We start from the raw sequence: 12,291 nt of genomic DNA on the forward strand, positions 1-12,291 counted from the left end.
CGCTGCCGATCTTCTTGAAAGAACCGATGGTAGCCATGTTACTTCTCCTTAGCTGGTTTCGAGCCGCGACCACCGCGGCCTCGATGGCGATCTACAGGCCGAAGACGATCGACGACGCACCCGCCCGCGGGCCGCAGCGCAGCGGAGGACGCCAGCGGGGCGACTTTCTTGCCTCGCGAGGAATGGGCGTAGCCCAGGGGAAGAAAGTCGCGCTGCTGGCGTTGCGTTCAGGCGATCGAGGCGCAGCCGCTCTTCGGCCAGATCGAGCCATCAAGAGGCCAGGTGGTCCGTGCGCTGAACAGCATCCCCGGAAGAAGTTGTGGCGCCTCTCGGTTGGGCTGCACAAGAGGTCGCTGCGGTCAGGCGTGGAGAAAAATAACAATAGCGAAGGGAGTGGTGGATTCGATTGCCTGGAACAATCCGCCATGCAATGCCCTGCCTGCCTTAGCTTGTGCCGGGAAGGTCGGGGCCGGCCGGTCGAGGCGCTCCGAGGGAGGCCGCGTCACCCATGGTCTATTACGCGGCCAACGAACGCTTTGATGTAGATAATCTCACCGGACGAGATAGACGTCATCCCTCCTGCTTCGTGGCAGTGAGAGCCGGCTGAGGTCCGTTCCGCAAAGCCTCGACCGGTCGCTGGGGTTCGGCAAAGATGGTTATCTGTGTCCATGCAGTGCCGCCGATCGCCACAACGCTGACCCAGGCAAAGATGTCGCGCCAAAGCAATAATGAAGACGCCCCAACTTGCGATTTGCCGTGGACGACGTGGATCGAAAGTCCCTGCCCCTACCACCTCGTCCCCACTCCGGCTCCTTGCAGTAGGGGCCTGTGCGAAGTTCTTGCAAATTCGGCAATATGCCGCTATCTATACGGCACATTGCCGCCACGTTGAAGGAGGTCCTTGTGTCCATTGTCGAAATCGTCGCAAGGAAGCTGGGTGGGCGCTCGGTCCTCGGAGCGGTTATACGCTCGCAGGCGGACCTCGCCCTGGCGGTACGAAAGCGGCTTCCCCTGACCGCGCTGCATGGGCTGGCGAAGGCAGGACTTAGCGATCAGGAAATCGAATTGTTCGTCATTCCGCAACGAACGCGCCGGCATCGCGCGGAGAAAAAGCAACCGCTCACCGTGGAAGAATCCGACCGGGCAGTGCGATTGCTGCGGGTGCAGACACTTGCCGAGGAGACTTTCGGCGACGCCGGCAAGGCCAATCTATGGCTCCGGCGTTCGTTAGTAGAACTTCATGGCGAGACGCCGTTGGCGGTAGCACAAACCGAAACTGGCGCCCGGGTCGTCGAGACGATACTCGGCAAGATCGCGTGGGGCGCCGCCGCCTGATGCTGCTTTGGCGTTTGTCGGGCATACAGCATGCCAAGACGTTCGATGGTGGCTATGGCCTGCTTTTTGACGGACGCTGGAACACGGTCGGACGGCCTGTCACCTGCTGCAGCACGTCGCCTGCGCTGTGCGTGTTGGAAAAGCTGGTCCATATCGAGGATCCAGCTCTCATGCCCGCGCTTATGATGGTGCGCTACGATGGGCCAGATGACCTTGGCATCGAGACGCTGGGCTTAAGCGATCTGCCCGCCGATTGGGGGCGCCAGGAAGTTTGGACCCAGCAACGAGGTGATCAATGGCACGGCTCGCTCGGGACGCCCCTCCTCCGCGTTCCCTCTGCCATCGTCCCTCTAGATCAGTCCCCCGACGTCAACATCCTGATCAATCATACTCACAAGGACGCGGCGCGGATCTCCGTGATCTCTATAGAGCCATTCGTTCTTGACCCACGTCTGTTTTGAGCCAGAAACGATGACGAAGCCGGTCAGAATCCGGTGCTCGAACCACTTGTAGCATGCCGTGTGCCGGCGATAATCGTCTGGACAAGCCGCAGGAGCCTTCGATCATCCGCGCCTACTGCAACGCTCCACCTAGCGCCCCAACCTGTTCGACGCCACGCCCTGGCTGCACAAGATGTCGCTGCGTTCAGGCGTAGAGATGAAGCAAACGGGAATGCGATTGCCGTGAACCATCCGCGATGAGCTGGCCCTGGCTATGAGCATAGAAGAACCTGCTACAGCGTCGGCAAACAATACGACACATTGATTAAGGATCTCATCGATAGCGGCCGCTACGCCACCGCCAGCGAAGTCATGCGTGAAGGGCTGCGGCTTGTCGAAGAACGCGAGCAGCTTCGCTCTGCAAAACTCGAAGCGTTGCGAGCGGCCGATTAGGAAGGTCAAAACTAGGCGCTCGCTCGGAGGCGCTCTTCCTCACGGGCGAGTTGCGTCCAGATGCACCTGGTCGACACAGCGCTGAATCCGACCGGGGTAGACGGCGACGGTCCAGGCGCGATCGAGAGGACGAATGTCCTGCACGGCCTGAATCCGCAGACAAACCCAATTGGCGCCTCCTGATCCCTTCTTTCCGACACTGTCCACCTCCAAAGCGAAGGCTCGCTCCTCGCCCATAGCGTGGCCGAGGATGTACGGGCAGACCTGCAGTTCTTTACCCGAATAGTTCAACCGAACGGGTCTGCGGTGAAGCATGGCTTGCCTCAGGGCCGCGAACGCAACGCTGTGACCTGACCGAACGACCTGGAACGCTTGCTTGCGGCGGCCATAACGGTACGTCGAGAAGGACGGGCTGAACGAGGCGGCTCGCGTAATGCCGAGCCGTTCCATTGCGGCGAAGCTGGTGCGGTCGACGAGCGAATACTCTTCGTCCGGACAAGCGGCCTCGATCCGCGAAGCCGCTTCCAGATCGCTGGCCGTGACGGGTTCGACGACGGCACCGGACTCCCGCAGGCGGCCCCAGAACGTCGCCGCGACTTCGCTGCCGTACCTTGCCGACAGCAGTTGCCAGGTCTCGGCGAGCACGTGGTCCGTCAATGTCCATCCATCGAGGCTGAGCAGAACGGACTTGGCGAGCTCGTTGTCGCGGTCGCGCGCAGAAGCGGCGGCGAACCAGACCGAAGTGTCCACGAACGTGCTCACCTGTCACTCCTCGACCGGATATTCCCAGATCTTGCCGCCGCGGGCGTTCTGTTCAAGCCAATTCTGAGCGCTCTTGTGCGAGGCGAACAGCTTGATCCAGGCCGGGTCGCCGACTTGTCGGGAGCCTCCATCAGCCAGGAAGATCCAGACCGACGCGTGCCGCGGTCCGCCTTCGATCTCGTACTCCCACGCAACGCCCTCCGGATCGTGCGTGTCGAACCATCTGTCGGCGGCTTCGGCGGACGCGAACACCTTCACCCATTCGGGATCGCCGATACTTCGCTGTGTTCCGCGGTCGAAGTCGTTGAGATAGATCCACGCGGTCCGTCCCGTTCGACGCAACTCGGCCCGATGCTCGACGGCGGCATTGACCTTTTGTCGGTCGGTACGATCCTCTTTATCCAGAGAGATCACGCTGGCGTGGACATCGGACGGAAGCCCAGGTCTTTGGCCGGGCGGGTTGTTGGCCCACTCGATCCAGCGGTCGAATGTGTCCGCCATGGTCACCTCCTCCTCACCCGGAATGGGTTCTCGATCGTGAATGCGTCCGGCCTGATCCCTCGTTCGATGCGCGCCCACGTCACCGGCGCGGCGATCGGAAAGTGTTCACGCGCCCGCGGCGAATAGGTGCCGATGGCGGTCGTCCCGCGTCCGTTGCGCAAATAGTCCAGAAAGATCCGCCCGCTGCGCCGCGCTTGCGCCGAGAGGATGTACCGGTCGGCGTCGCGTGCGGCGAACTCGGAGCAGAGGCTGCGGGCGATGCGATGCGCCCGATCGTGCAGCATCGGCTCATCGAGCGGCGCCATCAGATGTACGCCCTTGCCGCCGGTCAGTTTGGGCCAGGTCTCGAAGCCTTCCCGCTTCATGAGCGCGCGGAGCTCGAGCGCGGTGTCGGCGACCGCTTCCCATTTCACCTCTTCGCCGGGATCGAGGTCGATGACGATGCGGTCGGCGTGCTCGAAGTCCTCGACTGTCGAATTCCAGGGGTGCAGCTCGACGGCTCCGATTTCGACGAGACCCAGCAAGCCGTCCAGGCTGTCGACCCACAGACGCGTGCCTTGGCCGCCTTCGCGCTTCTGGATGCGGAGCTGGTGCACGGATTCGGGAATGTCCTTGGGAAGCGGGCCCTTGTGGTAGAACGTGGTGCCATGCACATGCCGCACCAGCTTGAGAGGCCGTTGGCCGAGATGCGGTAGCGCCTTCCTCCAGACCCGCTTCCAATAGTCCGCCAGATCTTCCTTGGAAGGCACCACCGCGTCGGGAAGGAGCTGGAGAATGTTCTCCTGGGGTACGCCGAGCTTCGGCCGTCCGGCAGCGGAGGGCACCAGGCGCGGCGCCTTCACCTTGCGCAGCGCGAGATCGTCGCGAATTCCTTTGAACACGGCTTCGCGCAGCAGCCCGTCGTCCGTTAGTGCGCCATACTCCACCTCGACATCCACGGTCGGTTCGACCCAGGTCGCCTTCGGCTTTTTGATCCGGACATCGAGCGGCGATGTTCGCCGGATCAGCGGATCCAGCTTCTCGCGTACTTCGCGCGCGGTTGTCTCCGTGTAGCCGGTGCGGACCTTGCCTGCATAGAGCAGCTTGCCGTTCTCGCGACGGCCGACGTAGAGCGAGGCGATCTTGCGCGGATGCGCTCCCAGTTTTTCGACGAAGGCCACGATCGGAAACGTCTCGCTCTTCTTGCATTTTAGCTTTATCCAGCTCTCCTGCCGACCCGAGCGGTACGGTCGGCCGAGCCGTTTGGCAACGAGCCCTTCGAGCCCCAGCTTGCAGGCCTTCTCGAAGACCACGTTGCCGTCGGCCTCGAGCGCTTCGACGTAGATGAAAGTCTCGGGCGCGCCCTTCAGCAGCTCCAGCAGCAGACGCTTGCGGTCCTCATATGCTGCGTCGCGCAGATCGTAGCCGTCGAGGTACAGGAGATCGAAGGCATGGTAGCGCACGCGCGCGCTGCGCTTGGGGCCGAGCTCGCGCCTGAGCTGCTGAAAATCCGGCAGGCCGCCACTGCCGTAGACCACTGCCTCGCCGTCGACGATCAAGCTGTCCGCTTTGAGCCGGCCCGCGCTTGCGGCAATCGACGAGAACTGCTCGGTCCAGTCCAGGCCTGTGCGGGAATACACTTTGACGTCGCCGTTTTCGAGACGCAGTTGCGCGCGGTAGCCGTCGGCTTTGATTTCGTAGACCCAGCCCTCGCCCCGCGGCGGTCTTTCGCGCAGCGTAGGGTCGCAGGGCTCGATGTAACCTGGAATCGCTGCTTTGCGGGCGCCGGCAACGCCCGATACTCCCGAACGAGACTGACGCAACGCCACGGCACACATGCGGACTCAACGCGTCGAGGGCGATTCGTTCCTTGAAGCAGCGCCAGACATTCGCGGCCGCTCGGAAGGAAGGTGCAGCGCGTCCGTTGGTCGGAATCGTTTGCGAGGTCGGCCAAATGTGCACGGTTCAGACGCAGCGGCGGCAGGCACGCGCTCACGTCGAAATATCGGCGGGAACGTTTCTGATCGCAGTGGCCCTCGGTCCCGTGCATGTGTGCGCCACGTCCCGCAGCGCGGCAACTGGATCACGGCGCGACCGGTTATGCGGGCTTGGGCGATCGCGAGCTCTCGCCTGACGTGCTGCATGCGAATTTGGGCGCCTAGGTTTGTTAGTCGCTCAACCGGAAACGAGAGGGACGAAACGCACATCCTCGATCTCCTCCTCTACGAAGCGACCGTCCGGCGCGCGCACCAGCTTCTTCAGCCGCTGCACGCCGTCGGGGTTGCCGAGTGGAATGATCAGTCGTCCGGAGGGAGCTAGTTGCATCGCGAGAGCCGCGGGTATTTCCGCGCTGGCGGCCGATACCAGGATCACGTCGAACTCGCCACCGTCCGGCCATCCCGCGCTGCCGTCCCCATGGCGCAGATCCACATTCCGGCAACCGAGATGCCGAAGGCGCGATCGGGCACGCTGCACCAATGCCTCGGCGCAAACCTCCCGGCCGAGATTGGCGGCGAGGGCCGCCAGATAACCTGAACCGGCGCCGGTCTCCAGTACTCGGTCGGACTTCGCGATCGCGGCAGCCTCGAGCATTTTGGCGACGTAGGGCTGAGAGAGGGTTTGTCCCTTCGGGATCGGCACGGCACCGTCTTCGTACGCGGCCTTCGCGAACCGCCACTCAAGAAAATCTCGCCGGGGACCCGCCGCATGGCCAACAGGACCCGCTTGTTGCGAATGCCGCGGCTGGCGGGTTCGGCCGGCGACCCGTCGCGAAGGAGGCTCCGGGCCACCCAGAGCACACGACCTGCTGGATCTCAGACCTGGTGGGTTACACGGTAGCCACCGCTCGCCCGGCGCCGGTGATCCGGTATTCGACATCTCCGGAGGGAAGCGGCTCGGTTTCGACGAAACCAAGCTCCACCAGCCGCGCCACGATCTCATGGTCGAACATCGGCGGGCTGCCCCAGGATTCGCCGAGGAGCCTTTTCAGAAAATCACGTTCCAGATCGGTCAGCTCCATCTCGACCTCCGCTCGTCCAGAACAACGCCGCCCAGCCGGGAACGGAGCCATCCTCGTCCGGTTGATTCCAGAAGACAACATCCGGGAGGTCAACATGGCCATGGAAGATCGCGAGACGTTCAGCCTGATTGGTAGCGACAAGGTCGAGGGCACGAACGTGTACGGAGCGAACGGAGAGAAGGTCGGCTACATCGAGCGCGTCATGATCGACAAGATCGGCGGCAAGGTATCTTATGCGGTGCTCAGCTTCGGCGGCCTGCTCGGCATCGGAGACGACCACTATCCGCTGCCCTGGCAGGCGCTGAAATATGATACCAACCTCGGCGGCTACGTCACCGGCATCACGCAGGACCAGCTCCGCGGCGCCCCCAAATACGCCGACGAGAGCAGTTGGAATTGGAGCGACCCCGCGACCACGCGCTCCGTGAATGCCTACTACGGTGTGCCGGTGGCCTGAGGGGACGCTCGGGCCAAACGCCATCCTCGTTACGCGAGACGGCCCCCTCGATCGCCGAGGAGGATTGAAAGTGGGTAATGCCGTTCGTGTTCTCGACGTGGAGGATGAAGCGCTGATCTGCAGCTTCATCGAAGACGCCTTGTTGGACCGCGGTTTCCAGGCCTGCCCGGTCTCATCGGGAGAGGCGGCCCTGTCCACCTTCTGCGATCGCCGCAAGGGGTGTCCGCCCTGCTGACGGACGTCAACCTGGGTGATGGCATCACGGGTTGGGAGCTGGCGCGGCGGGTCAGGGAGATCATGCCCGCCTTTCCCGTGATTTGCATGACGAGCGCCAGCGCCCCGGATTGAAAATCGCAGGGCGTTGCGCCTGATCGAGAAGCCCTTTGCGCGGCGCAATTCGCTGCCGCCGTGTCGCAGCTGCTCGATACGGCGGCTTAGCCGGATTGAATCGCAGTTCGAGCCTGCAACGATGGCTATGCCTTGGCCCTGGATGCGGCTGCGGCGCGAGCCGCTGCTACCGCCATCCAGTCCCGCAGCAGGCCTCTGTCCTCCTTCGAAAAGGACGCGCGCCGCTTGAGATCTTCCAGCGTCTCGCCGGGATGGCATCGCTCGAAATCCTCGCGGATCAGCGACTCGAGATAGGTTCGCTCCTCTGCGTCTGAAACGAAATGCCGGCGCGAATCGGTCCTCATGGTCGTTCCTCGGCGCACGCAGTCGAAGGCGGACCCGGATGCGGCACAACGGCAGGAGCGATCGTTGGTTCAGAACAGACCGGTGGATCGACGCCGACCGCGTCAAGGCCGCCGTGAGGCCCGCGGATCGTTGCGACCGAGGCCACATGAGGACGCTCGGCTGCTGAATTCGGGTAGGGTCACTCCTGCTTCGGCATTCGCCCCTTGCCGCCGCACTTCGTACAGCGGCCAGGAAAGATCCTGCGACCGGGTTCGGTCTCGCGCGCCGGCTGGTGCCCGGCCCCATTGCAGGTGTCGCATTTGACCTCGGCGGGGCCGACTTTCCTCATGCCTCGCCCGGGCCGGCGAAGAGTGTCGCCGGCGGGGTGGTGCGCGGCGGCGGCAGCGGCCGGGCGCTGCCGCCGGGTTTGCTCTTGGCGTCGTACCTTTTGGCCAAATCGAGCAGCCGTCTTCGTGTGAACGGGTCTGCCTTCTCCGCCAGATCGCGCGCCCGTTGCGCGTAGCCGCTGTAGAACTCTTCCATGACGCCACCCCACAACATCACCGAACGTCGATCTTCGATGGTCGGCGAGGCTCACGTCAAGAGATCACTTGTCCCCGCCTAGCAAACGGCCCTAGCTTGGCCGCGGTGGGGAAGCCAAATGTCGCTGCTGCATCCAATCCGGAAGCCGTGCCCGCACTGTGGGCGGCCGATGAGGCTTGTGCGCGACGAAGCGGCCAGACGCGGGGAGCGCTACGTCTGCCCCGACTGCGGCGACGATCCGCTGCACGATCCCGACGCCCGGAAGTGGGTGGAGGGCCCGCTGCGGCCGCCGGCCAAATAGTGATCCGGAAAAAATCAGCCTTAGCCGGTGATCCGGACTCGCAAAGCCATAACTGGCAAATTCGTCGCGGGCGCAACAAACTTCCCAGTTTAGGTGTCCAGAAGCGGGGAACGAGATGTCGACGGTTGCGAAGCTGCTTGCGCGGAAGCAGGCGCTCCTGGAGCGACTGGAGAGCGATCCTGGGCCGAACGAGCGAGAGGAAATCCAGGCGCTGCTCGCCCAGATCGAGACGGCGCTGAACCTGCTCGATCCCAGAGATGCGGCCGGTACAAGCGACGAGTGAACCGAAGCCGCCGGCCGTCAGAGCGTGCTCAGATCGTCCGGCACGTCGCCGAACTTCCGGATGACCTTGGCGTCGCCGAAGTCGCCGCTGGACGGATCTCCGGTCCGCGAGAAGGCGACCGCGCCGACGCAGCCGGGTTTCCGCGACAGCGCTTCGGCGCGCATGACGGCGGCGTTGGCGCTCAGGCACTCCACCGCCTCGCCAGGCGCGAGCCCGTCGTCTGCCATGACGAAAGGCAGTGCCACGTAGTAGGTGACGTCCATCGCTACTCCTTGCGATCGCGCGGCGCGACGTAGCGGCCGCGCGCATAACCGTTCGACACCGCGCCCTCGAGCTCGTCGACCTGGGCCTCGAGAAAGTCGACCGCGACGAGCAGCGCCTTCACCGCCTCCCGGGCGTCCCCGCCGCAGGCCTCGATCGCCTGGTCGGCGGCGAACCCGATATCGCCCTCGGCGCGACGGGGTGCAGCGGGTATGGCGACATGTTCCCTTTCCGTTCTCGCAGAGTCAAGGGTCGGCGGCGGATTCTACTGGCGCGGCCGGTGGGATCCGGCATGAATCCGACCAGGCCGCCCATGCTTGTCGGAACTGGCGCCCGCCGTTCGTCTTGAATCCAGGCCGCCCCGAACCGGAGTTTTGCGTACGATGGCCCCGCGTGCCAACTGGAAAGGCTTCCTGCGTCTGTCCCTCGTCACCTGTCCCGTGGCACTGTACCCGGCGACATCGGACAGCGAGAAGATCTCGTTCAACCAGCTCAACCGGCAGACCGGCCACAGGATCAAGTACCTGAAGGTTGACGCCAACACCGGCGACGAGGTGCCCAACGAAGATATCGTCAAGGGCTACCAGCTCGAGAAGGACCAGTTCATCGAGGTCACCAAGGAGGAGCTCGAGGAGATCGCGCTGGAATCGACGCGCACCATCGAGATCGACGAGTTCGTCGACAGGAGCGACATCGACCCGCGCTACCTGATCCGGCCCTACTACGTCCGTCCGGACGGCAAGGTCGGGCACGACGCCTTCGCGGTGATCCGGGAGACCATCCGCGAGATGGACAAGGTCGCGATCGGCCGGGTGGTGCTGACCAACCGCGAGCACATCATCGCGCTCGAGCCGATGGACAAGGGCCTCGTCGGCACGCTGCTGCGCTATCCGTACGAGGTGCGCAGCGAGCAGGAATATTTCGACGAGATCCAGGATGTGAAGGTCACGAAGGACATGCTCGATCTCGCCAGGCACATCGTGAACCAGAAGGCCGGGCGGTTCGACCCCGAGAAGTTCGAGGATCACTATGAGACCGCGCTCGTCGACCTCATCAACCAGAAGCGCGCCGGCAAGACGATCAGGCCGAAGGAGCGACCCAAGGGCGAGAATGTGGTCGACCTGATGCAGGCGCTGCGAAAGAGTGTGGGAATCGCTGCGGCCGAGGCCAAGATCGAGACCAAGGCGGCCCCGAAGAAGACGGCCAAGAAGCCGCGCAAGGCGGCGGCCGGCCAGAAGGAGATGCTGATGCCGATCGCCGGGAAGAAGCCGGTGAAGGAGACCGCGGCGAAGAAGCCCGCGGCTGGTCGACAGCGGAAGTCCGCGTGAGTGGCAGACCAACGCGCGGCGGGCGCCGTCCCGCAGAGTGGACACCGGAGGAGCAACGCATGACCCCACTTTTCCCGGAGGAATTGTCAGCCAGGTTGATCGACCGCAGTCCGTTCGTGGCCATAGGCGACATCACGCCACCCCGAGATCCCGAGGAAGACGGAGACGACGAGGACGAGGACGAAGAGGAAGACGACGAGGACGAAGGTGCTGAAGAACCGCCGGTGGTGCGCGAGCCGGACGAAGGCTGAAGGCTAGAGCACGATGCTCCGGGACCGGGCGGCAGCGGCAGCCTCATTCGCAGCACGAGCCGCATCCTGCTTCGACGAATGTGACTGGCCGACCGGAGCGCGGGATGGAACGAACCGGCCCGTCAGGCGTCGATTCCCTGCCTCTGGCAGCCTATCCCCAAAACCCCAAGCCGGAGGAAAACCTACCATCTAGGTTGGCGGTCCTGATGCGCGCACCACTTGGCGCCAAGGACCGTTTGCGCCCGAAGGAGGGAGCAAATGAGCAACCACATATCCGAACGGAGGCCGCCGACCACGGCGGAACGGGAGGCTCACAAGGTCTTTCGGAACACGGAGGTAAAGGTGGCGCTGTCCGAGCATGAGCGCGCCCAGCAGGCCTTCCACGCCAATCGCGAGCGGCTTAAGGCGGAACGTCTGGCTCGCGAGGCGGCGGCGAATCCGGAGGCGGGACGGAAGCGCAAAACCTGAGAGATGACTTGTCAGAACCGGAAGCCTAGGGGGGCGCCGGCCACCTGCCATTTACGTTGTCCGGCTACGATATCGGGAGCATGGGCAACGACTACGAACCCGAGAGCGGAGGCGATAGCGGCCATGAAGCTCGCGATGGCGGGTGATGGGCTGGAGCGGCAACGCTTGTTCAGCCTGGCGATGGCCTGGCAGGAGCTCGCCCGCATACGGGCGCCCCTCGACGTGCGGCGGCGCGGAGGAGGCCCTAGGTTAGGCAAAGTCCGGCGGGCACTCCGGACAGCTATCGCCGATCGACTCCAGTAATTCTGCGATCGCCACGGACGCTGCCTGCACCGAGACGCCAGGCGGCGGATACCGGCGGGCGATCTCGAAGGCGCGTTCACGCGCATGCGGATCGGCCCGGTCCTGCATCCAGCCATGCTCCTGGCATTCGCGGATGGCGCCGGCCTCCTGCAGCACGGAGATCGCCCAGCCGCGCAGCGTTCGGGTCGCCGGCCGCCTTCTGTTCGTTATCAGCATCGAGACCGCTCCTGCCGGGACGAATCCTTCCGCCCGCCTACCCGTTCCGGGCGCTTAGCATGGAGCAGGGATTCGCGATCTGCAGGGCTCGCGCTTGTCCACGTGTTCCGCGTACCTGTGCTGGACGCCGCATGGCCGGCGCAGGTCTGACGCGAGCACCTTTCTTGTCAAAAATGGCGGTCCGGCCGAGCCGTTTGAGGCCCGGTGAACTGATAACGAGTCAAGCTGGGCGAATGCGAACGGTTTAAAAGCGGTAAGCATGGTGGGTAATCTGGCCAGACCGTCTCCTGGTCGAAACCGACCTGGCGGATAAGACCTCGACCCGGCCGCAATGCGTCCGAAGTGGCAGTTACCCCGAATTGAGAAGCCCGCCCGGCGGACCGGACGGGGCTTTTGGCGACCTCAGTCGCCGTTCTTGCGCGGCCGCGACCAGATCAGGCTGAAACCGTCGCCGTCCTCGTCGTTGAACAGGTTGGCGTAGATCGGTGCGTTGAACGAGGGGTCGTCGAGCTTGAGCGAGAGATAATCGCGGCCCTCCTCGGAGCGCTTCGACCAGGCGGCCCCGATCTCGGCCCGGCCGACGAAGACGCGGTGGCTCGGAGCGTTTTCGTTGGTGCGGTTGGCCTCGGGCACGATGCGGACGCCCTTGGTCTGGAGGCTGAGGGTGACGATCTCGCCCTGGAAGTCGCTGCCGATCTTCTTGAAAGAACCGATGGTAG

The 12,291-nt window shown here is 64.0% G+C and carries 18 protein-coding genes and 1 pseudogene; 9 read left to right on the forward strand and 10 right to left on the reverse strand.

All coding sequences use genetic code 11. The features are described 5' to 3' along the window. Positions 1–903: 903 nt before the first annotated feature. The 3 genes and pseudogenes from H1B27_RS38960 to H1B27_RS38970 form a co-directional block, all read left to right on the forward strand. Entirely contained in the window at positions 904–1,335 is a 432-nt protein-coding gene (locus H1B27_RS38960; protein ID WP_311977825.1) for an Xre family toxin-antitoxin system antitoxin, read from the forward strand. Continuing rightward, positions 1,335–1,796 carry an RES family NAD+ phosphorylase gene (locus H1B27_RS38965; RefSeq protein WP_197969681.1) on the forward strand — a complete coding sequence of 154 codons (462 nt, stop codon included), beginning with the start codon at positions 1,335–1,337 and terminating at the stop codon, positions 1,794–1,796. The genes H1B27_RS38960 and H1B27_RS38965 overlap by 1 nt, the downstream gene beginning before the upstream one ends. A gap of 276 nt (positions 1,797–2,072) precedes the next feature. Further along, positions 2,073–2,228, forward strand: a pseudogene (locus H1B27_RS38970) (type II toxin-antitoxin system ParD family antitoxin); the annotation flags it as partial. A 39-nt stretch (positions 2,229–2,267) separates the two neighbouring features. On the opposite strand, the gene H1B27_RS38975 reads toward H1B27_RS38970, so the two are convergent. The 5 genes from H1B27_RS38975 to H1B27_RS38995 all read right to left on the reverse strand — a co-directional run bounded on the left by H1B27_RS38975 (position 2,268) and on the right by H1B27_RS38995 (position 6,489). Continuing rightward, a complete protein-coding gene (locus H1B27_RS38975; RefSeq protein WP_197969683.1) occupies positions 2,268–2,978 on the reverse strand; it encodes a type II toxin-antitoxin system VapC family toxin in 711 nt (236 codons plus the stop codon). Positions 2,979–2,993: 15 nt separating this feature from the next. Next, positions 2,994–3,491 carry a hypothetical protein gene (locus tag H1B27_RS38980; RefSeq protein WP_197969684.1) on the reverse strand — a complete coding sequence of 166 codons (498 nt, stop codon included), beginning with the start codon at positions 3,489–3,491 and terminating at the stop codon, positions 2,994–2,996. 2 nt (positions 3,492–3,493) lie between these two features. Beyond that, complete coding sequence (ligD, locus tag H1B27_RS38985; RefSeq protein ID WP_197969685.1) at positions 3,494–5,308, reverse strand: DNA ligase D; 1,815 nt, start codon at positions 5,306–5,308, stop codon at positions 3,494–3,496. A 337-nt stretch (positions 5,309–5,645) separates the two neighbouring features. After that, positions 5,646–6,347 carry a protein-L-isoaspartate O-methyltransferase gene (locus H1B27_RS38990; RefSeq protein ID WP_197969686.1) on the reverse strand — a complete coding sequence of 234 codons (702 nt, stop codon included), beginning with the start codon at positions 6,345–6,347 and terminating at the stop codon, positions 5,646–5,648. Beyond that, on the reverse strand, positions 6,298–6,489 hold the full coding sequence (locus H1B27_RS38995; protein ID WP_197969687.1) for a hypothetical protein: 192 nt from the start codon (positions 6,487–6,489) through the stop codon (positions 6,298–6,300). The genes H1B27_RS38990 and H1B27_RS38995 overlap by 50 nt, the downstream gene beginning before the upstream one ends. 94 nt (positions 6,490–6,583) lie before the next feature. Between H1B27_RS38995 and H1B27_RS39000 the strand changes: the two genes are divergently transcribed. After that, entirely contained in the window at positions 6,584–6,946 is a 363-nt protein-coding gene (locus tag H1B27_RS39000) for a PRC-barrel domain-containing protein (protein WP_197969688.1), read from the forward strand. A 70-nt stretch (positions 6,947–7,016) separates the two neighbouring features. Continuing rightward, entirely contained in the window at positions 7,017–7,181 is a 165-nt protein-coding gene (locus H1B27_RS40670) for a response regulator transcription factor (RefSeq protein ID WP_246516062.1), read from the forward strand. Between the two features lie 238 nt (positions 7,182–7,419). On the opposite strand, the gene H1B27_RS39010 is transcribed toward H1B27_RS40670, so the two are convergent. Both H1B27_RS39010 and H1B27_RS39015 read right to left on the reverse strand, forming a co-directional pair. Beyond that, positions 7,420–7,638 carry a hypothetical protein gene (locus H1B27_RS39010; RefSeq protein ID WP_197969689.1) on the reverse strand — a complete coding sequence of 73 codons (219 nt, stop codon included), beginning with the start codon at positions 7,636–7,638 and terminating at the stop codon, positions 7,420–7,422. 325 nt (positions 7,639–7,963) lie between these two features. Continuing rightward, positions 7,964–8,161, reverse strand: a complete 198-nt coding sequence (locus H1B27_RS39015) for a hypothetical protein (protein ID WP_197969690.1) — start codon at positions 8,159–8,161, stop codon at positions 7,964–7,966. A gap of 416 nt (positions 8,162–8,577) precedes the next feature. Between H1B27_RS39015 and H1B27_RS39020 the strand changes: the two genes are divergently transcribed. Continuing rightward, positions 8,578–8,745: a hypothetical protein gene (locus H1B27_RS39020; protein ID WP_197969691.1), complete on the forward strand. Its 168-nt coding sequence runs from the start codon at positions 8,578–8,580 to the stop codon at positions 8,743–8,745. A 17-nt stretch (positions 8,746–8,762) separates the two neighbouring features. Here H1B27_RS39020 and H1B27_RS39025 read toward each other — a convergent pair whose 3' ends face one another. Further along, entirely contained in the window at positions 8,763–9,008 is a 246-nt protein-coding gene (locus H1B27_RS39025) for a hypothetical protein (RefSeq protein ID WP_197969692.1), read from the reverse strand. 381 nt (positions 9,009–9,389) lie between these two features. Here H1B27_RS39025 and ku point away from each other — a divergent pair, with 381 nt between their 5' ends. The 3 genes from ku (at position 9,390) to H1B27_RS39040 (ending at position 11,053) form a co-directional block, all read left to right on the forward strand. Next, complete coding sequence (gene ku, locus H1B27_RS39030) at positions 9,390–10,334, forward strand: non-homologous end joining protein Ku (protein ID WP_197969693.1); 945 nt, start codon at positions 9,390–9,392, stop codon at positions 10,332–10,334. Positions 10,335–10,393: 59 nt separating this feature from the next. Next, entirely contained in the window at positions 10,394–10,585 is a 192-nt protein-coding gene (locus tag H1B27_RS39035; protein WP_197969694.1) for a hypothetical protein, read from the forward strand. 258 nt (positions 10,586–10,843) lie between these two features. Next, positions 10,844–11,053, forward strand: a complete 210-nt coding sequence (locus tag H1B27_RS39040; protein ID WP_197969695.1) for a hypothetical protein — start codon at positions 10,844–10,846, stop codon at positions 11,051–11,053. Positions 11,054–11,302: 249 nt separating this feature from the next. On the opposite strand, the gene H1B27_RS39045 is transcribed toward H1B27_RS39040, so the two are convergent. Together H1B27_RS39045 and H1B27_RS39050 are read right to left on the reverse strand one after the other, a co-directional pair. After that, positions 11,303–11,572: a hypothetical protein gene (locus tag H1B27_RS39045; RefSeq protein WP_197969696.1), complete on the reverse strand. Its 270-nt coding sequence runs from the start codon at positions 11,570–11,572 to the stop codon at positions 11,303–11,305. A 402-nt stretch (positions 11,573–11,974) separates the two neighbouring features. Then, positions 11,975–12,286, reverse strand: a complete 312-nt coding sequence (locus H1B27_RS39050) for a DUF736 domain-containing protein (RefSeq protein WP_311977835.1) — start codon at positions 12,284–12,286, stop codon at positions 11,975–11,977. Between the last annotated feature and the right edge of the window lie 5 nt (positions 12,287–12,291).

The sequence above is a fragment of the Bradyrhizobium diversitatis genome (genome assembly GCF_016031635.1).
Taxonomy (GTDB): Bacteria; Pseudomonadota; Alphaproteobacteria; order Rhizobiales; family Xanthobacteraceae; genus Bradyrhizobium; species Bradyrhizobium diversitatis.

What these genes read in the sequence shown, in the direction of transcription:
- H1B27_RS38965 (WP_197969681.1), top strand. Translation starts at nt 1,335, where the DNA reads ATGCTGCTTTGGCGTTTGTCGGGCATACAGCATGCCAAGACGTTCGAT.
- H1B27_RS38980 (WP_197969684.1), bottom strand. Translation starts at nt 3,491, where the DNA reads ATGGCGGACACATTCGACCGCTGGATCGAGTGGGCCAACAACCCGCCC.
- ligD (WP_197969685.1), bottom strand. Translation starts at nt 5,308, where the DNA reads ATGTGTGCCGTGGCGTTGCGTCAGTCTCGTTCGGGAGTATCGGGCGTT.
- H1B27_RS38990 (WP_197969686.1), bottom strand. Translation starts at nt 6,347, where the DNA reads ATGTCGAATACCGGATCACCGGCGCCGGGCGAGCGGTGGCTACCGTGT.
- H1B27_RS38995 (WP_197969687.1), bottom strand. Translation starts at nt 6,489, where the DNA reads ATGGAGCTGACCGATCTGGAACGTGATTTTCTGAAAAGGCTCCTCGGC.
- H1B27_RS39000 (WP_197969688.1), top strand. Translation starts at nt 6,584, where the DNA reads ATGGCCATGGAAGATCGCGAGACGTTCAGCCTGATTGGTAGCGACAAG.
- H1B27_RS39010 (WP_197969689.1), bottom strand. Translation starts at nt 7,638, where the DNA reads ATGAGGACCGATTCGCGCCGGCATTTCGTTTCAGACGCAGAGGAGCGA.
- H1B27_RS39015 (WP_197969690.1), bottom strand. Translation starts at nt 8,161, where the DNA reads ATGGAAGAGTTCTACAGCGGCTACGCGCAACGGGCGCGCGATCTGGCG.
- H1B27_RS39020 (WP_197969691.1), top strand. Translation starts at nt 8,578, where the DNA reads ATGTCGACGGTTGCGAAGCTGCTTGCGCGGAAGCAGGCGCTCCTGGAG.
- H1B27_RS39025 (WP_197969692.1), bottom strand. Translation starts at nt 9,008, where the DNA reads ATGGACGTCACCTACTACGTGGCACTGCCTTTCGTCATGGCAGACGAC.
- ku (WP_197969693.1), top strand. Translation starts at nt 9,390, where the DNA reads ATGGCCCCGCGTGCCAACTGGAAAGGCTTCCTGCGTCTGTCCCTCGTC.
- H1B27_RS39035 (WP_197969694.1), top strand. Translation starts at nt 10,394, where the DNA reads ATGACCCCACTTTTCCCGGAGGAATTGTCAGCCAGGTTGATCGACCGC.
- H1B27_RS39040 (WP_197969695.1), top strand. Translation starts at nt 10,844, where the DNA reads ATGAGCAACCACATATCCGAACGGAGGCCGCCGACCACGGCGGAACGG.
- H1B27_RS39045 (WP_197969696.1), bottom strand. Translation starts at nt 11,572, where the DNA reads ATGCTGATAACGAACAGAAGGCGGCCGGCGACCCGAACGCTGCGCGGC.